The 17744-nt window shown below is 69.5% G+C and carries 15 protein-coding genes; 1 reads left to right on the top strand and 14 read right to left on the bottom strand.

What is annotated here, in order from left to right; genetic code table 11:
- Positions 1-4 precede the first annotated feature (4 nt).
- The 14 genes from nuoN to CCN44_RS25615 are packed head-to-tail and all read right to left on the bottom strand — an operon-like array spanning position 5 to position 16063.
- Positions 5-1654 (bottom strand): NADH-quinone oxidoreductase subunit NuoN, encoded by a 1650-nt coding sequence (gene nuoN, locus CCN44_RS25680; protein WP_059251934.1) that lies wholly within the window; start codon positions 1652-1654, stop codon positions 5-7.
- Positions 1651-3222, bottom strand: coding sequence for an NADH-quinone oxidoreductase subunit M (locus tag CCN44_RS25675; RefSeq protein WP_059251932.1), 1572 nt, complete (start codon positions 3220-3222; stop codon positions 1651-1653). Before CCN44_RS25675 ends, nuoN begins: the two co-directional genes overlap by 4 nt.
- Positions 3223-3227: 5 nt before the next feature.
- Positions 3228-5174 (bottom strand): NADH-quinone oxidoreductase subunit L, encoded by a 1947-nt coding sequence (gene nuoL / locus CCN44_RS25670; RefSeq protein WP_086699901.1) that lies wholly within the window; start codon positions 5172-5174, stop codon positions 3228-3230.
- Positions 5175-5189: 15 nt separating this feature from the next.
- Positions 5190-5489 carry an NADH-quinone oxidoreductase subunit NuoK gene (gene nuoK, locus CCN44_RS25665; protein ID WP_028420845.1) on the bottom strand — a complete coding sequence of 100 codons (300 nt, stop codon included), beginning with the start codon at positions 5487-5489 and terminating at the stop codon, positions 5190-5192.
- Positions 5486-6331 (bottom strand): NADH-quinone oxidoreductase subunit J, encoded by an 846-nt coding sequence (locus CCN44_RS25660; RefSeq protein WP_059251928.1) that lies wholly within the window; start codon positions 6329-6331, stop codon positions 5486-5488. The genes nuoK and CCN44_RS25660 overlap by 4 nt, the downstream gene beginning before the upstream one ends.
- Positions 6328-6978, bottom strand: a complete 651-nt coding sequence (gene nuoI, locus CCN44_RS25655; RefSeq protein WP_059251925.1) for an NADH-quinone oxidoreductase subunit NuoI — start codon at positions 6976-6978, stop codon at positions 6328-6330. Before nuoI ends, CCN44_RS25660 begins: the two co-directional genes overlap by 4 nt.
- Complete coding sequence (gene nuoH, locus CCN44_RS25650) at positions 6971-8335, bottom strand: NADH-quinone oxidoreductase subunit NuoH (RefSeq protein ID WP_086699898.1); 1365 nt, start codon at positions 8333-8335, stop codon at positions 6971-6973. Before nuoH ends, nuoI begins: the two co-directional genes overlap by 8 nt.
- A complete protein-coding gene (locus CCN44_RS25645) occupies positions 8332-10836 on the bottom strand; it encodes an NADH-quinone oxidoreductase subunit G (RefSeq protein WP_086699894.1) in 2505 nt (834 codons plus the stop codon). Before CCN44_RS25645 ends, nuoH begins: the two co-directional genes overlap by 4 nt.
- Complete coding sequence (nuoF, locus tag CCN44_RS25640) at positions 10833-12179, bottom strand: NADH-quinone oxidoreductase subunit NuoF (protein ID WP_059251918.1); 1347 nt, start codon at positions 12177-12179, stop codon at positions 10833-10835. Before nuoF ends, CCN44_RS25645 begins: the two co-directional genes overlap by 4 nt.
- The gene (gene nuoE, locus CCN44_RS25635) at positions 12179-13045 is read right to left on the bottom strand and encodes an NADH-quinone oxidoreductase subunit NuoE (RefSeq protein WP_059251917.1); all 867 of its coding nucleotides are present in this window, start codon (positions 13043-13045) and stop codon (positions 12179-12181) included. Before nuoE ends, nuoF begins: the two co-directional genes overlap by 1 nt.
- Positions 13042-14367 (bottom strand): NADH-quinone oxidoreductase subunit D, encoded by a 1326-nt coding sequence (locus CCN44_RS25630; protein WP_059251915.1) that lies wholly within the window; start codon positions 14365-14367, stop codon positions 13042-13044. Before CCN44_RS25630 ends, nuoE begins: the two co-directional genes overlap by 4 nt.
- Complete coding sequence (locus tag CCN44_RS25625) at positions 14364-15137, bottom strand: NADH-quinone oxidoreductase subunit C (protein ID WP_086699892.1); 774 nt, start codon at positions 15135-15137, stop codon at positions 14364-14366. Before CCN44_RS25625 ends, CCN44_RS25630 begins: the two co-directional genes overlap by 4 nt.
- Positions 15134-15688: a NuoB/complex I 20 kDa subunit family protein gene (locus CCN44_RS25620; protein ID WP_007383964.1), complete on the bottom strand. Its 555-nt coding sequence runs from the start codon at positions 15686-15688 to the stop codon at positions 15134-15136. Before CCN44_RS25620 ends, CCN44_RS25625 begins: the two co-directional genes overlap by 4 nt.
- 15 nt (positions 15689-15703) lie before the next feature.
- Positions 15704-16063 (bottom strand): NADH-quinone oxidoreductase subunit A, encoded by a 360-nt coding sequence (locus CCN44_RS25615; RefSeq protein WP_003992243.1) that lies wholly within the window; start codon positions 16061-16063, stop codon positions 15704-15706.
- Positions 16064-16778: 715 nt separating this feature from the next.
- Here CCN44_RS25615 and CCN44_RS25610 point away from each other — a divergent pair.
- Positions 16779-17627, top strand: a complete 849-nt coding sequence (locus CCN44_RS25610; protein ID WP_059251911.1) for a C40 family peptidase — start codon at positions 16779-16781, stop codon at positions 17625-17627.
- Positions 17628-17744: the final 117 nt, after the last annotated feature.

The raw sequence follows: 17744 nt of genomic DNA, 5'->3' as shown, positions 1-17744 counted from the left end.
AGCGTCAGCGCACGAACACTCCCGCCTGGTTCGCCAGGTCCAGGAAGTACTGCGGGGCCACGCCCAGCACCAGTGTCACCGCCACGCCCACGCCGATCGCGAGCATGGTCAGCGGGGACGGGACGGCCACGGTCGGGCCCTCCGGCCGCGGCTCGCTGAAGAACATCAGGACGATCACGCGGATGTAGAAGAACGCCGCGATGGCCGAGGAGATCACACCGACCACGACCAGCGGGACCGCGCCGCCGTCCGCCGCCGCCTTGAACACGGCGAACTTCCCGGCGAACCCGGAGGTCAGCGGGATGCCGGCGAAGGCCAGCAGGAACACCGCGAACACGGCCGCCACCAGCGGCGAGCGCCGGCCCAGGCCCGCCCACTTGGACAGGTGGGTGGCCTCGCCGCCCGCGTCACGCACCAGCGTGACCACGGCGAAGGCGCCGATCGTGACGAACGAGTAGCCCGCCAGGTAGAAGAGGACGGACGAGACGCCGTCCTTCGACGTGGCGATGACACCCGCGAGGATGAAGCCGGCGTGCGCGATGGACGAGTACGCCAGCAGCCGCTTGATGTCGGTCTGGGTGATGGCGACGATCGCACCGCCCAGCATGGTGATGATCGCGACGGCCCACATCACCGGCCGCCAGTCCCAGCGCAGCCCGGGCAGGACGACGTACAGCAGGCGCAGCAGCGCGCCGAACGCGGCCACCTTCGTCGCCGCCGCCATGAAGCCGGTCACCGGGGTCGGCGCGCCCTGGTAGACGTCGGGCGTCCACATGTGGAACGGCACCGCGCCCACCTTGAACAGCAGGCCCATCAGCAGCATGGCGCCGCCGACCAGCAGCAGCGCGTCGTTGCCCATGGTGTTGGCGAGGGCCGGGTCGACGTCGGTGGCGGTGCCGTCGACGACCTGGGCGATGCGCCCGTACGACAGCGAGCCCGCGTAGCCGTACAGCAGCGCGATGCCGAACAGGGTGAACGCGGAGGCGAACGCGCCCAGCAGGAAGTACTTGACCGCGGCCTCCTGCGACATCAGCCGCTTGCGGCGGGCCAGCGCGCACAGCAGGTACAGCGGGAGGGAGAAGACCTCCAGGGCCACGAACAGGGTCAGCAGGTCGTTCGCCGACGGGAACATCAGCATGCCGCCGACCGCGAAGAGCAGCAGCGGGAAGACCTCGGTGGTGGTGAAGCCCGCCTTCACGGCGGCCTTCTCGCTGTCGCTGCCGGGCACGGAGGCGGCCTGCGCGGCGAAGGAGTCGACCCGGTTGCCGTGCGCCGCCGGGTCCAGGCGCCGCTCGGCGAAGGTGAACAGGCCGACCAGGCCGGCCAGCAGGATGGTGCCCTGCAGGAAGAGGGCCGGGCCGTCGACCGCGAGCGCGCCCATGGCCGCGATGCGCGCCTTGGTGGTGCCGTACCCGTCGGCCGCGAGTGCCACGACCGCGGCGAACGCGGCGCACAGGGCCACGACGGACACGAAGACCTGCGCGTAGTAGCGGGACCTGCGCGGCACGAACGCCTCGATGAGCACCCCGACCAGCGCTGCGCCGATGACGATCAGCGTCGGCGACAATTGTCCGTATTCGATTTTCGGCGCGTCGATCTTCGAGATCGGATCGGCCGCTGTTGTCCACAGGCTGTGGACGGCTGCTGCGCTCACTTGGCCGCCTCCACCTCGGGCTTGGGGTCCTTCTTGTGTACGTCGGACATGGTCTGCTGGACCGCCGGGTTCACGATGTCCGTGACGGGCTTCGGATAGACGCCCAGGACGATCAGCAGCGCGATCAGCGGGGCGACGACGACCAGCTCGCGCACGCGGAGGTCGGGCATCGCGGAGACCTCCGGCTTCACCGGGCCGGTCATCGTCCGCTGGTACAGGACGAGGGTGTACAGCGCGGCGAGGACGATGCCGAAGGTGGCGATGATGCCGATCACCGGGTAGCGCGCGAACGTGCCGACCAGGACGAGGAACTCGCTGACGAACGGGGCCAGTCCGGGCAGCGAGAGGGTGGCGAGGCCGCCGATCAGGAATGTGCCGGCGAGCACCGGGGCGACCTTCTGCACGCCTCCGTAGTCGGCGATGAGCCGCGAGCCGCGCCGGGAGATGAGGAAGCCGGCGACCAGCATCAGCGCGGCGGTGGAGATGCCGTGGTTGACCATGTAGAGCGTGGCACCGGACTGGCCCTGGCTGGTCATCGCGAAGATGCCCATGATGATGAAGCCGAAGTGCGAGATCGACGCGTACGCCACCAGGCGTTTGATGTCCCGCTGGCCGACGGCGAGCAGCGCGCCGTAGACGATGCTGATCAGGGCCAGGACGAGGATCACGGGCGTCGCCCACGTGCTGGCCTCCGGGAACAGCTGGAGGCAGAAGCGGAGCATCGCGAACGTGCCCACCTTGTCGACGACCGCGGTGATGAGCACGGCGACCGGGGCGGTGGACTCCTGCATGGCGTTGGGCAGCCAGGTGTGCAGCGGCCACAGCGGCGCCTTCACCGCGAAGGCGAAGAAGAAGCCGAGGAACAGCCAGCGTTCGGTACTGGTCGCCATCTGCAGCGAGCCGTCGGCGCGGGCCTCGGCGATCTGCGTGAGCGAGAAGTTCCCGGCGACCACGTAGAGGCCGATCACCGCGGCCAGCATGATCAGACCGCCGGCCAGGTTGTAGAGCAGGAACTTCACCGCCGCGTACGACCGCTGGGTGGCCGCCGTCTCCTCGCCGTGCTCGTGGGCACGGTCTCCGAAGCCGCCGATGAGGAAGTACATCGGGATGAGCATGGCCTCGAAGAAGATGTAGAAGAGGAAGACGTCCGTGGCCTCGAAGGAGATGATCACCATCGCCTCGACGGCCAGGATCAGCGCGAAGAAGCCCTGGGTGGGCCGCCAGCGGCGGCTGCCGGTCTCCAGCGGGTCGGCGTCGTGCCAGCCCGCGAGGATGATGAACGGGATCAGTACGGCGGTCAGCGCGATCAGCGCGACCGCGATGCCGTCGACGCCCAGCTCGTACCTGACCCCGAAGTCCTTGATCCAGGCGTGCGACTCGGTGAGCTGGTAACGGTCGCCGTCCGGGTCGAAGCGGAGCAGGACGGTGACCGCCAGGGCGAGCGTGGCGAGCGAGACGACCAGCGCCAGCCATTTGGCGGCGGTGCGCCGGGCGGCCGGTACGGCGGCCGTGGCGACGGCCCCGAGCGCCGGGAGCGCCGCCGTCGCTGTCAGCAGAGGAAAGGACATCGGTATCAGACCGCCCTCATCAGCAGGGTCGCGGCGACCAGGAGTGCCGCACCGCCGAACATCGAGACCGCGTAGGAGCGGGCGAAGCCGTTCTGGAGCCGGCGCATCCGTCCGGACAGGCCGCCGAAGCCGGCCGCCGTGCCGTTGACGACGCCGTCGACCAGGGTGTGGTCGACGTACACCAGGGAGCGCGTGAGGTGCTCGCCGCCGCGCACCAGGACCACATGGTTGAAGTCGTCCTGGAGCAGGTCGCGGCGGGCCGCGCGGGTGAGCAGCGAGCCGCGCGGGGCGACCGACGGGACGGGCCTGCGGCCGTACTGCGCCCAGGCGACGGCGACACCGATGACCAGGCAGACCATGGTGGCCCCGGTGATCACCCCGGCGCTGAGCGGCGAGTCCCCGTGGTCGTGCCCGGTGACCGGCTCCAGCCAGTGGAGGAAGCGGTCGCCGATGCTGAAGAAGCCACCGCCGAGGACGGAGCCGACGGCCAGCACGATCATCGGGATCGTCATGACCTTCGGGGACTCGTGCGGGTGCGGCTCGGCGTGCTCGCCGCGGGTCTCGGCGGCGGGCTCCACGTCGGGCTCGGCCGGGGACGGGGTCGGGGCGTGGCGCCACCGTTCCTCTCCGAAGAACGTCATCAGCATCACGCGGGTCATGTAGAAGGCGGTGATGGCCGCGCCCAGCAGGGCCGCGCCGCCGAGGATCCAGCCCTCGGTGCCGCCCTTGGCGAACGCCGCCTCGATGATCTTGTCCTTGGAGAAGAAGCCGGACAGGCCCGGGAAACCGATGATGGCGAGGTAGCCGAGGCCGAAGGTGACGAACGTGACCGGCATGTACTTCCGCAGGCCGCCGTAGCGGCGCATGTCGACCTCGTCGTTCATGCCGTGCATCACCGAACCGGCGCCGAGGAACAGGCCGGCCTTGAAGAAGCCGTGCGTCACCAGGTGCATGATCGCGAAGACGTAGCCGATGGGGCCGAGGCCGGCGGCGAGGACCATGTAGCCGATCTGCGACATGGTGGAGCCGGCCAGCGCCTTCTTGATGTCGTCCTTGGCGCAACCGACGATCGCACCGAACAGGAGCGTGACCGCGCCGACGACGGTGACGGCCAGCTGGGCGTCGGGGGCGGCGTTGAAGATGGCGCCGGAGCGGACGATCAGGTAGACGCCCGCGGTGACCATGGTCGCCGCGTGGATGAGGGCGGAGACCGGGGTCGGGCCCTCCATGGCGTCCCCGAGCCAGGACTGGAGCGGCACCTGGGCGGACTTGCCGCAGGCGGCGAGGAGCAGCATCAGGCCGATCGCGGTGAGCTTGCCCTCGGAGGTGTCGCCGGTGCTCGCGAGGACCGGGCCGAAGGCGAAGCTGCCGAAGGTGGTGAACATCAGCATGATCGCGATCGACAGGCCCATGTCGCCGACGCGGTTGACCAGGAAGGCCTTCTTCGCGGCGGTGGCGGCGCTGGGCTTGTGCTGCCAGAAGCCGATCAGCAGGTACGAGGCGAGGCCGACGCCCTCCCAGCCGACGTACAGCAGCAGGTAGTTGTCGGCGAGGACGAGCAGCAGCATCGCCGCGAGGAACAGGTTCAGGTAGCCGAAGAAGCGGCGGCGCCGCTCGTCGTGCTCCATGTACCCGACCGAGTACAGGTGGATCAGCGAGCCGACGCCCGTGATGAGCAGGACGAACGTCATGGACAGCTGGTCGAGGCGGAAGGTGACGTCCGCCTGGAAGCCGGCCACCGGGACCCAGCTGAACAGGTGCTGGGTCAGGGTGCGATGTTCGGCCTCCCTGCCGAGCAGGTCGGCGAAGAGGAGCAGGCCGAGCACGAAGGAGACGGCCGACAGCAGCGTGCCGATCCAGTGGCCGACGCGGTCCAGGCGCCGGCCGCCGACCAGCAGGACGGCCGCTCCGAGCAGGGGCGCCGCGATGAGCGGCGCGATCAGGTTCTCCACGATTCTTCCGACCCCTTACAGCTTCATCAGGCTGGCGTCGTCGACCGAGGCCGAGTGGCGGGTGCGGAACAGCGACACGATGATCGCGAGGCCCACCACGACCTCCGCGGCGGCGACGACCATCGTGAAGAAGGCGATGATCTGGCCGTCGAGGTTGCCGTGCATCCGGGAGAAGGCGACGAACGCGAGGTTGCAGGCGTTCAGCATCAGCTCGATGCACATGAAGACCACGATGGCGTTGCGCCGGATCAGGACGCCGGTCGCGCCGATCGTGAACAACAGGGCGGCGAGGTAGAGGTAGTTGACCGGGTTCACTTCGACGCCTCCTCGGTCCGCTTGAACGTCTCCGGCGCGATCGGCCTGCGCTCCAGGCGCTCCTCCGCGCGCTGCTCCAGCGCCCGCAGGTCGTTGAGCGCCTCCGTGGACACGTCCCGGATCTGGCCGCGTTCGCGCAGCGTCTTGTTGACGGTCAGCTCGGACGGGGTGCCGTCGGGCAGCAGGCCCGCGATGTCCACGGCGTTGTGCCGGGCGTAGACACCGGGCGCGGGCAGCGGCGGGATGTACGACCCCTCGCGGATGCGCTGCTCGGACAGCTCGCGCTGGGTCCTGGCGCGCTCGGTGCGCTCGCGGTGGGTGAGCACCATGGCGCCGACGGCGGCCGTGATCAGCAGCGCGCCGGTGACCTCGAAGGCGAAGACGTACTTGGTGAAGATGAGGGCCGCCAGGCCCTCCACGTTGCCGTTGGCGTTCGCCTGGCCGGTGCCGTTGAACTCCGTCAGGGCGGCGTTGCCGATGCCGGCGAACAGCAGGACACCGAAGCCGACGCCACACAGAAGGGCCAGCCAGCGCTGGCCCTTGATGGTCTCCTTCAGGGAGTCCGCGGCCGTGACGCCGACGAGCATCACCACGAACAGGAACAGCATCATGATCGCGCCGGTGTAGACGACGATCTGCACGATCCCGAGGAAGTAGGCGCCGTTGGCGAGGTAGAACACCGCCAGGACGATCATGGTGCCGGCGAGGCAGAGCGCGCTGTGCACGGCCTTCTTCATGAAGACGGTGCACAGGGCGCCGATCACCGCGATCGTGCCGAGGACCCAGAACTGGAAGGCCTCCCCGGTGGAGGTGGTGTAGGCGGCGAGGTGCTGTGCGCTCATCGACCGATCACCTTCTCGGAGGCCGGCTCGTCCTCGCCGAACGTGGACGCGGCCTCCTGCGGGACCTCTCCCTTGGAGACGGCGACCTGGCGGACGGTGCCGGGCGCGGCCTGCGTCACCAGGCCGCGGTAGTAGTCCTGTTCGTCCGTCCCCGGGAAGATCGCGTGCGGCGTGTCGACCATGCCCTCTTCGAGGCCGGCGAGCAGCTGCTCCTTGGTGTAGATGAGGTTGGCGCGGCTGGAGTCGGCCAGTTCGAACTCGTTCGTCATCGTCAGCGCGCGCGTGGGGCACGCCTCGATGCACAGCCCGCACAGGATGCAGCGGGCGTAGTTGATCTGGTAGACGCGGCCGTACCGCTCGCCCGGCGAGTAGCGTTCCTCGTCGGTGTTGTCGGCGCCCTCCACGTAGATGGCGTCGGCGGGGCAGGCCCAGGCGCACAGCTCGCAGCCGACGCACTTCTCCAGGCCGTCCGGATGGCGGTTGAGCTGGTGCCGTCCGTGGAACCGCGGAGCCGTGGTCTTCTTCTGCTCCGGGTACTGCTCGGTCAGCCGCTTCTTGAACATGGCCTTGAAGGTCACGCCGAAGCCGGCCACCGGGTTCTGGAAGCCGGGCTCGGTCCGCCCGGTCTCCTGAGGCTCCTCAGCCATCGGACGCCTCCTTTCCCTCCGAAGTTCCGTCACTGACAGTGTCCGACCCACCACTGACAATCAGCTCCCGCTCCCGGCGGGGGCGGCGCCGGGGCACCGGCGGCAGCTCCTGTCCGGGCAGCGGCGGTACGGGGAATCCGCCCGCCGTCGGGTCGAAGGCCGGCCGCCGGTCGGCGGGCTCTTCGGCCGGCCGCGCCTTCTCGCGGAACATGTCGGCGACGAAGGAGATCAGCAGCAGGGCGAGGACACCGCCGCCGACGTAGAGGGCGATGTCGGCGAAGTCGTAGTTCTCGTTGCGCAGGGCGCGGACGGTCGCGACCAGCATCAGCCAGGTCACGGAGACCGGGATGAGGACCTTCCAGCCGAGCTTCATCAGCTGGTCGTAGCGGACCCGCGGGAGCGTGCCGCGCAGCCAGATGAAGAAGAACAGCAGCAGCTGCACCTTGAGGACGAACCAGAGCAGCGGCCACCAGCCGTGGTTCGCGCCCTCCCAGAAGCCGCTGACCGGCCAGGGGGCGCGCCAGCCGCCGAGGAACAGGGTGGTCGAGACGGCCGAGACCGTCACCATGTTCACGTACTCGGCGAGCATGAACATCGCGAACTTGATCGAGGAGTACTCGGTGTTGAAGCCGCCGACCAGGTCGCCCTCGGACTCCGGCATGTCGAAGGGCGCGCGGTTGGTCTCGCCGACCATCGTGACGATGTAGAGGATGAAGGAGACCGGCAGCAGCAGGATGTACCAGCGGTCGTGCTGCTGCTCCACGATCGTGGACGTCGACATCGACCCCGAGTACAGGAACACGGAGGCGAACGCGGCGCCCATGGCGATCTCGTACGAGATCATCTGCGCGCAGGAGCGCAGGCCGCCCAGCAGCGGGTAGGTGGAACCGGAACTCCAGCCCGCCAGCACGATGCCGTAGATGCCGACGGAGGCGACCGCGAGGATGTAGAGCATCGCGATCGGCAGGTCGGTGAGCTGCATCGTGGTGCGGTGGCCGAAGATCGAGATCTCGTTGCCGGCCGGGCCGAAGGGGATCACCGCGATCGCCATGAAGGCCGGGATGGCCGCGACGATCGGCGCGAGGACGTAGACCACCTTGTCCGCGCGTTTGACGATGATGTCTTCCTTGAGCATCAGTTTCACGCCGTCGGCGAGCGACTGGAGCATGCCCCAGGGGCCGTGCCGGTTGGGACCGATGCGCAGCTGCATCCAGGCGACGACCTTGCGTTCCCAGACGATGGAGAACAGCACGGTCACCATGAGGAAGGCGAAGCAGAACACCGCCTTGACGACGACCAGCCACCAGGGGTCGCGGCCGAACATCGAGAGGTCTTCAGCGGCGAGGTACGGGCTCATGCCTCCACCTCCTTGGGGGCCGTGTCGGCGACTGCCGCCGGGCCGATGCGGACGAGGGAGCCGGGCCGTGCTCCGGTGTCGGAGGCGACGCCGGCGCCGACGGAGTTCAGCGGGAGCCAGACCACCCGGTCGGGCATCTCGGTGATCTGGAGGGGAAGTTCGACCGTGCCGGCCGGGCCGGTGACGGCCAGGGCGGCGCGGTCGGCGACGCCCGCCTCGGCGGCCGTCGCGGCGGACACGCGCGCGCGTGCGGCGTGCCGGGTGCCGGCGAGCGCCTCGTCGCCCTCCTGGAGGACGCCCAGGTCGAGCAGCAGCCGGTGGCCCGCGAGCACGGCCTCGCCCGCGGCCGGGCGGGGCAGCGGGCCCGCGCTCTCCATGGGTTCGGTGGCGCGGGGGCCGTCCCAGGAGCCGAGCCGGTCGATCTCCGCGCGCGTGGTGCGCAGGTCCGGCAGGCCCAGGTGGACGTCCATGGCGTCGGCGAGCATGTGCAGCACGCGCGCGTCGGTCGGCGCGAGCCGGCGGGTCATCTGGTCGGGCTTGAGCGCGGCCTCGAAGAAGCGCACGCGGCCCTCCCAGTTGAGGAAGGTGCCCGCCTTCTCGGCGACCGCGGCGACCGGCAGGACGACGTCGGCGCGCTCGGTGACCTCGCTGGGCCGCAGCTCCAGCGAGACCAGGAAGCCGACACGGTCCAGCGCCTCACGCGCGCGTGCCGGGTCGGGCAGGTCGGCGACCTCCACGCCGGCGACCAGCAGCGCGCCGAGTTCGCCGCCCGCGGCGGCCTCGACGATCTGGTGCGTGTCGCGGCCGAAGCCCGACGGGAGTTCGGCGAGGCCCCAGACGGCGGCGACCTCCTCCCGCGCGCGCGGGTCGGTCGCCGGGCGGCCTCCCGGCAGCAGCGAGGGCAGCGCGCCCACCTCGACGGCGCCGCGCTCACCGGCCCTGCGCGGGATCCACACCAGCCGGGCGCCGGTGGCGGTGGCGGCGCGCAGGGCGGCGGTGAGGCCGCCCGGGACGGCGGCCAGCCGCTCGCCCACGACGATGACGGCGCCCTCGGTGCGCAGGGCCTCGGCGGCACGTGTGCCGGGATCCTCCAGGCCGACGCCGCTCGCGAGCGCGTCCAGCCACTCCGTCTCGGTGCCCGGGGCGGCCGGCAGCAGCGTGCCGCCTGCCTTCTCCAGGCCCCGGGTGGCGTGCGTGGCCAGGGCGAACACCTGCTGCTTGCGCTTGCGCCAGGCCTTGCGCAGCCGCAGGAAGACGCCGGGTGCCTCCTCCTCCGACTCGAAGCCGACCAGCAGGACGGCGGGCGCCTTCTCCAGGGAGGTGTAGGTGACGCCCGTGCCGTCGAGGTCCCGGCCGCGGCCGGCGACCCGGGCGGCCAGGAAGTCGGCCTCCTCGCCGCTGTGCACGCGCGCGCGGAAGTCGATGTCGTTGGTGTCGAGCGCCACGCGCGCGAACTTGCTGTAGGCGTAGGCGTCCTCGACGGTCAGCCGGCCGCCGATGAGGACGCCGGCCCGGGAGCGGGCCGCGGTCAGGCCCCGCGCCGCCGCCTCCAGCGCCTCCGGCCAGGAGGCGGGCTCCAGCACACCGTCGGCGTTGCGTACGAGCGGGGTGTCGAGGCGGTCCTTCTGCTGCGCGTACCGGAACGCGAAGCGTCCCTTGTCGCAGATCCACTCCTCGTTGACCTCGGGGTCGTTGGCGGCGAGCCGCCGCATGACCTTGCCGCGCCGGTGGTCGGTGCGGGTGGCGCAGCCGCCGGCGCAGTGCTCGCAGACCGACGGCGAGGAGACCAGGTCGAAGGGGCGGGAGCGGAACCGGTAGGCGGCGGAGGTGAGCGCGCCGACCGGGCAGATCTGGATGGTGTTGCCGGAGAAGTACGACTCGAACGGGTCGCCCTCACCGGTGCCGACCTGCTGGAGCGCGCCCCGCTCGACCAGTTCGATCATCGGGTCGCCCGCGATCTGGTTGGAGAAGCGGGTGCAGCGGGCGCACAGCACGCACCGCTCGCGGTCGAGCAGCACCTGGGTGGAGATCGGTACGGGCTTCTCGTAGGTCCGCTTCCTGCCGTCGAAGCGGGACTCGGCGTTGCCGTGCGACATCGCCTGGTTCTGCAGCGGGCACTCGCCGCCCTTGTCGCAGACCGGGCAGTCCAGCGGGTGGTTGATGAGCAGCAGCTCCATCACGCCGTGCTGGGCCTTCTCGGCGACCGGGGAGGTGAGCTGGGTCTTGACGACCATGCCGTCCGTGCACGTGATCGTGCAGGACGCCATCGGCTTGCGCTGGCCCTCGACCTCGACGATGCACTGGCGGCAGGCGCCGGCCGGGTCCAGGAGGGGGTGGTCGCAGAACCGCGGGATCTCGATGCCGAGCTGCTCGGCGGCCCGGATGACCAGGGTGCCCTTGGGCACGCTGATCTCGACGCCGTCGATCGTCAGCGTGACGAGGTCCTCCGGCGGGACCGCCGCCTGTCCCCCTCCGGTGGGGGCGCTCGTGGTCACGGTCATGCGTTCACCTCCGGGCGGTCCGCCCAGGCCGTCGACTTGGCCGGGTCGAAGGGGCAGCCCCGGCCCGTGATGTGCTGCTCGTACTCCTCGCGGAAGTACTTCAGCGAGGAGAAGATCGGGGATGCGGCGCCGTCACCGAGGGCGCAGAAGGACTTGCCGTTGATGTTGTCGGCGATGTCGGCGAGCTTGTCGAGGTCGGACATGACGCCCTTGCCGGCCTCGATGTCGCGCAGCAACTGCACCAGCCAGTACGTCCCTTCGCGGCAGGGCGTGCACTTGCCGCAGGACTCGTGGGCGTAGAACTCGGTCCAGCGGGTCACGGCCCGCACCACGCAGGTCGTCTCGTCGAAGCACTGCAGGGCCTTGGTGCCGAGCATGGAGCCGGCGGCGCCGACGCCCTCGTAGTCGAGGGGGACGTCGAGGTGCTCGTCGGTGAACATCGGCGTCGAGGAGCCGCCCGGGGTCCAGAACTTCAGGCGGTGGCCCGGCCGCATCCCGCCGCTCATGTCGAGGAGCTGGCGCAGCGTGATGCCGAGCGGGGCCTCGTACTGGCCGGGGCTCGCGACGTGGCCGCTGAGCGAGTAGAGCGTGAAGCCCGGGGACTTCTCGCTGCCCATCGACCTGAACCAGTCCTTGCCGTTTTTCAGGATGGCGGGAACCGACGCGATCGACTCGACGTTGTTCACAACAGTCGGACAGGCGTAGAGGCCTTCCACCGCAGGGAAGGGGGGACGGAGCCGCGGTTGACCACGGCGGCCTTCGAGCGAGTCGAGCAGTGCGGTCTCCTCACCGCAGATGTACGCGCCGGCGCCCGCGTGCACGGTGAGCTGGAGGTCGAGCCCGCTGCCCAGGATGTTCTCGCCGAGGTAGCCCGCCGCGTAGGCCTCGCGCACGGCCTCGTGCAGCCGCCGCAGAACGGGGACGACCTCACCACGCAGATAGATGAAGGCATGCGACGACCTGATGGCATAGCACGCGATCACAATGCCCTCGATGAGGCTGTGCGGGTTCGCGAAGAGGAGCGGGATGTCCTTGCAGGTGCCCGGCTCCGACTCGTCGGCGTTGACAACTAGATAGTGCGGTTTCCCATCGCCCTGTGGAATGAACTGCCACTTCATTCCGGTCGGGAATCCCGCGCCGCCGCGGCCTCGCAGCCCGGAGTCCTTGACGTACGCGATCAGGTCGTCCGGCGACATGGCGAGGGCCTTGCGGAGCCCCTCGTACCCCTCGTGCCTCCGGTAGACGTCCAGGGTCCAGGACCGGTCCTCGTCCCAGAAGGCCGACAGCACGGGTGCGAGCAGCTTCTCGGGGCTCGGGTCCTTGACCTCGGGTACCACGGTCATCACTCCCCCTCCTCGGCGGTAGGCCCTGCCGGGTGGGCGGGGTCGGAGGCCGATGTGTCCTGCGGCGCGTCATGGGAACTGAGGTGTTCGGCCGGCGACGGCTCGTGCACCCTGTCCTGCGGTTCCTCATGCGGACCTCCGCGCGGATGGACCACGCGCGCGGGTGCGGTCTCTCCCTTTGCCAGGCGAAGGCCCACCAGCGACGCGGGTCCCGCACTGCCGCCCTCCTCGACGGCCCCGGGCCGCTCGTCGGGGAAGCCGGCCAGAATCCGCGCGGTCTCCTTGAACGTGCACAGCCGCGCCCCGCGCGTGGGCTGTACGGGCCGCCCCGCGCGCAGGTCGTCGACCAGGCGCTTGGCGCTCGCCGGGGTCTGGTTGTCGAAGAACTCCCAGTTGACCATCACGACCGGCGCGAAGTCGCATGCCGCGTTGCACTCGATGTGCTCCAGGGTGACCTTGCCGTCGTCGGTGGTCTCGCCGTTGCCGAGGCCCAGGTGTTCCTGGAGGGTCTCGAAGATCGCGTCGCCGCCCATGACCGCGCACAGCGTGTTGGTGCACACGCCCACCTGGTAGTCGCCGGAGGGCCGGCGCCGGTACATGGTGTAGAAGGTGGCGACGGCGGTGACCTCGGCCGTGGTCAGGCCCAGCATGTCCGCGCAGAACCGCATTCCGGTGCGCGTGACATGGCCCTCCTCCGACTGGACGAGGTGGAGCAGCGGCAGCAGGGCGGACCGGGAGTCCGGGTAGCGCGCGATGATCTCGCGCGCGTCCGCCTCCAGCCGGGCCCGGACGTCGTCCGGGTAGGCGGGTGCGGGCAGTTCGGGCATGCCCAGGCTGACGCCCCGCTCCGAGGATGAGGTGGTCACCGGTCGACGCCTCCCATCACGGGGTCGATGGACGCGACGGCGACGATGACGTCGGCGACCTGGCCGCCCTCGCACATCGCCGCCATGGCTTGCAGGTTGGTGAAGGACGGGTCGCGGAAGTGGACCCGGTAGGGGCGGGTGCCGCCGTCGGAGACGGCATGCACCCCCAGTTCGCCCTTGGGCGATTCGACGGCCGCGTACGCCTGTCCCGGCGGGACCCGGAAGCCCTCGGTGACCAGCTTGAAGTGGTGGATCAGGGCTTCCATGGAGGTGCCCATGATCTTCTTGATGTGGTCGAGGGAGTTGCCGAGTCCGTCCGGTCCCAGGGCGAGCTGGGCGGGCCAGGCGATCTTCTTGTCGGCGACCATGACCGGGCCGGGCTGGAGCCGGTCCAGGCACTGCTCGACGATCCTGAGCGACTGGCGCATCTCCTCCAGGCGGATGAGGAAGCGGCCGTAGGCGTCGCAGGAGTCGGCGGTCGGGACGTCGAAGTCGTACGTCTCGTAGTCGCAGTACGGCTGCGTCTTGCGCAGGTCGTGCGGGAGGCCGGTGGAGCGCAGGATCGGGCCGGTGGCGCCGAGGGCCATGCAGCCGGCCAGGTCGAGGTAGCCGATGTCCTGCATGCGGGCCTTGAAGATGGGGTTCCCGGTGGCGAGCTTGTCGTACTCCGGGAGGTTCTTCTTCATCTTCTTCACGAACTCGCGGATCTGGTCCACCGCGCCGGGCGGCAGGTCCTGGGCGAGTCCGCCGGGCCGGATGTACGCGTGGTTCATGCGCAGGCCCGTGATCAGCTCGTAGAGGTCGAGAATCATTTCACGATCACGGAATCCGTAGATCATGATCGTGGTGGCGCCCAGCTCCATGCCGCCGGTGGCGATGCAGACCAGGTGGGAGGACATCCGGTTCAGCTCCATCAGGAGCACCCGGATGATCTTGGCCCGCTCGGTGATCTGGTCCTCGATGCCGAGCAGTTTCTCGACGGCGAGGCAGTAGGCGGTCTCGTTGAAGAAGGACGTCAGGTAGTCCATGCGCGTGACGAAGGTGGTGCCCTGCGTCCACGTGCGGTACTCGAGGTTCTTCTCGATGCCGGTGTGGAGGTAGCCGATGCCGCAGCGGGCCTCGGTGACCGTCTCGCCCTCGATCTCCAGGATCAGCCGGAGCACTCCATGGGTGGACGGATGCTGAGGACCCATGTTGACGACGATGCGTTCGTCGTCGGCGCGGGCCGCGGACTGGACGACCTCGTCCCAGTCGCCACCGGTGACCGTGTAGACGGTGCCCTCGGTGGTTTCCCGGGCGGCTGCTGACTGGGTGCTGCTCACGAGTACGACCTCCGCTGGTCCGGAGCCGGGATCTGGGCGCCCTTGTACTCGACGGGGATGCCGCCGAGGGGGTAGTCCTTGCGCTGCGGGTGGCCCTGCCAGTCGTCCGGCATCATGATCCGCGTCAGGGCCGGGTGACCGTCGAAGACGATCCCGAAGAAGTCGTACGTCTCGCGTTCGTGCCAGTCGTTGGTCGGATAGACGGAGACCAGCGAGGGGACGCGGGGGTCGCTGTCGGGGGCGCTGACTTCGAGGCGGATCAGCCGGTTGTGGGTGATCGAGCGCAGGTGGTAGACGGCGTGCAGCTCGCGGCCCGTGTCGTTCGGGTAGTGGACGCCGCTGACGCCGGTGCACAGCTCGAAGCGCAGGGCCGGGTCGTCGCGCAGGGTGCGGGCGACGCGGACCAGGTGCTCGCGTTCGATGTGGAAGGTCAGCTCGCCGCGGTCGACGACCGTCTTCTCGATGGCGTTCTCGGGGAGGAGGCCCTGTTCCTCCAGGGCGCCTTCCAGTTCGTCGGCGACCTCGTCGAACCAGCCGCCGTAGGGGCGGGTCGCCGGTCCCGGGAGTCGGACCGAGCGGACCAGGCCGCCGTAGCCGGAGGTGTCGCCGCCGTTGTTCGCGCCGAACATGCCGCGCTGGACGCGGATCTCCTCGCCGCCCTGGCCGCGCTGGCCGGGGAGGTTGGAGGCGGAGAGGTCCTTCTCGGGGTTCACCCCGTTCGCGGACCCGTTCGCCCCGCCTGTGCCGTGGGTGCCGTTCGCGTCGCTCACCGCAGCAGCCCCTTCATCTCGATCGTGGGCAGGGCCTTGAGCGCCGCCTCCTCCGCCTCGCGGGCCGCTTCCTCGGCGTTCACGCCGAGCTTGGAGGACTGGATCTTCTGGTGGAGCTTGAGGATCGCGTCCATCAGCATCTCGGGGCGGGGCGGGCAGCCGGGCAGGTAGATGTCGACCGGCACGATGTGGTCGACGCCCTGGACGATCGCGTAGTTGTTGAACATGCCGCCGGAGGAGGCGCAGACACCCATGGAGATCACCCACTTGGGGTTGGGCATCTGGTCGTAGACCTGCCTCAGGACGGGCGCCATCTTCTGGCTGACCCGGCCGGCGACGATCATCAGGTCCGCCTGGCGCGGCGAGCCGCGGAAGACCTCCATGCCGAAGCGGGCCAGGTCGTAACGGCCGGCGCCGGTGGTCATCATCTCGATGGCGCAGCAGGCGAGGCCGAAGGTGGCCGGGAAGACGGACGCCTTGCGCACCCAGCCCGCGGCCTGCTCGACGGTGGTCAGCAGGAAGCCGCTCGGCAGCTTTTCTTCGAGTCCCATGTCGTTAAAGGCCCCTCAGTCCCATTCCAGGCCGCCGCGCCGCCATACGTACGCGTACGCGACGAAGACGGTGAGCACGAAGAGCAGCATCTCCACGAGCCCGAAAATCCCCAGGGCGTCGAAGGTGACGGCCCAGGGGTAGAGGAAGACGATCTCGATGTCGAAGACGATGAAGAGCATCGCCGTCAGGTAGTACTTGATGGGGAAGCGCCCGCCGCCGGCCGGCGTGGGGGTCGGCTCGATGCCGCACTCATAGGCTTCGAGCTTCGCGCGGTTGTACCGCTTCGGACCGATCAGCGTGGCCATGACCACGGAGAAGATCGCAAAGCCTGCCCCGAGGGCTCCCAGTACGAGGATGGGCGCATACGCGTTCACCGCTCCTCGCTCCTCTCAGTCGGCACTGACTGCTGGCGGTTGCACTGGGCTCACACCTGCCTCACGAGCCCCTCGAACCCCGCTGGTCCCAAGCGAAGATCGAGAACATGTGAAGCAGGTCACAAGCCCAACTGCCTCGCATCTTATGCCCGCCGCTCTGTGATCTGCGACACGGGGTATTGCACAAGCTTTGTGATCTCCACCACCTGACGAAGGATCATGAAGTCGGATGATGAGTGATCTTCATACGTGAAGCGTTCAGTTGATCACCATAAGTGACAATCTCGCTCGTCATCGCAGGCCAGAGGGGGCGTCTCCATATCAAGAGACTTCCACTGCATGCAAATTCGCGCTGGACGCGACGCCCTGATAGTGGGGCGCGTTCACACATCGGGGGGAGAGCGGAGCGGGGTGTGGACGGGCTCCGGGGCACGTGCACGCGTTCACGAGCCGCCGCGCACGCGGGACGTCGTGGATCGGGCGGCCGTTCCGTGACCTCCGCCACATTCATGAGAGACCTCTGAGAACCGGGCTTGGCCAACGACCGCAACCAGTGGTAGGCGTGGGGCAATTCGGACGTAATGATCAAAGACCGTGATCAAGGGCTTGATCGCGGGCGTCCGCAATGTCCGTTACGGCGTCAATAAAGAGTGACGCGCGGGCCATTTCGGGTCTCGATTGAGCAACTGTGGCGCAGGACACGTTTCTTGAAGATATGAAGGAGCCCCTGGTACCGGTTGTTCCCATGTCCCACACCGCTCACATACGCAGCCACCGGAAGCCCCGCCGCAGCGCGTCGACCCTCGCCGTGCGGGCCGGAGTTGCCGGTGGCGTCCTCAGCACCCTGGCAGTCGCCGGGGCGTCCGGGTCGGCGAACGCTGCCGAGCCGGTGACGCAGACCCTCGAACTGCCCACCCTGACGGCCGATCTGGCCGCTCAGGCGGCCCAGACCGCGGACGCCACCGAGCAGGCCGCCGCGAACTACCAGCTGCAGGCCGAGCGTGACGCGGCAGCCGCCAAGGCCGCCAAGGAGGCGAAGGCGGACCTCGCCGAAGCCAAGAAGAAGGCGGCGGCGGAGAAGAAGAAGGCCGAGGAGGCCGCCCGCAAGGAGGCCGCCGAGCGTGCCTCGCGCAACGCGGAGCGGACCACGCTCTCGGCGTCCGCCTCCACGTCCGCCTCCACCTCCACGACGGCCTCCGCGCCCGCCGGCGGCAGCGTGGCGACCGTCATCTCCTTCCTCAAGGCGCAGGTGGGCGACGCGTACGTCATGGGCGCCACCGGCCCCAACGCGTGGGACTGCTCCAGCCTCGTCCAGGCCGCCTTCCGGCAGGTCGGTGTGGACCTCCCGCGTGTCTCGCAGGACCAGTCGACCGTCGGCACCGAGGTCTCCCTGTCCAACCTGCAGGTCGGCGACATCCTGTACTGGGGCGCCAAGGGCTCCGCGTACCACGTCGGCGTCTACATCGGGAACGGCCAGTACCTGGACGCGGCCAACCCCTCCAAGGGCGTTGTCATCCAGGACCTCTCCGGTTACCCGGCTACGGGCGCGGTGCGGGTGCTCTGAGCGCACTCCGTGCCTCTCACGCGCACAGGGCCGCAGCCGCTCGGGGGCAGCGGCCCTTGCGTCTTCCCCGGCGCGCCGAGCGCCCCTTCCCCGGCGCGCCGGGGAAGACGCAAGGGC

It is taken from the genome of Streptomyces tricolor, assembly GCF_002155905.1.
Classification (GTDB): Bacteria; Actinomycetota; Actinomycetes; order Streptomycetales; family Streptomycetaceae; genus Streptomyces; species Streptomyces tricolor.
Note: the sequence above shows the minus strand (reverse complement) of the source record. Positions and strands in the feature narration are given on the sequence as shown.

Bases quoted from the DNA above. Each gene is read 5' to 3' on its own strand.
- CCN44_RS25610 (WP_059251911.1), top strand. From the start codon at position 16,779: ATGAAGGAGCCCCTGGTACCGGTTGTTCCCATGTCCCACACCGCTCAC.
- CCN44_RS25620 (WP_007383964.1), bottom strand. From the start codon at position 15,688: ATGGGACTCGAAGAAAAGCTGCCGAGCGGCTTCCTGCTGACCACCGTC.
- nuoF (WP_059251918.1), bottom strand. From the start codon at position 12,179: ATGACCGTGGTACCCGAGGTCAAGGACCCGAGCCCCGAGAAGCTGCTC.
- nuoI (WP_059251925.1), bottom strand. From the start codon at position 6,978: ATGGCTGAGGAGCCTCAGGAGACCGGGCGGACCGAGCCCGGCTTCCAG.
- CCN44_RS25660 (WP_059251928.1), bottom strand. From the start codon at position 6,331: ATGAGCGCACAGCACCTCGCCGCCTACACCACCTCCACCGGGGAGGCC.
- CCN44_RS25675 (WP_059251932.1), bottom strand. From the start codon at position 3,222: ATGTCCTTTCCTCTGCTGACAGCGACGGCGGCGCTCCCGGCGCTCGGG.
- CCN44_RS25645 (WP_086699894.1), bottom strand. From the start codon at position 10,836: ATGACCGTGACCACGAGCGCCCCCACCGGAGGGGGACAGGCGGCGGTC.
- nuoH (WP_086699898.1), bottom strand. From the start codon at position 8,335: ATGAGCCCGTACCTCGCCGCTGAAGACCTCTCGATGTTCGGCCGCGAC.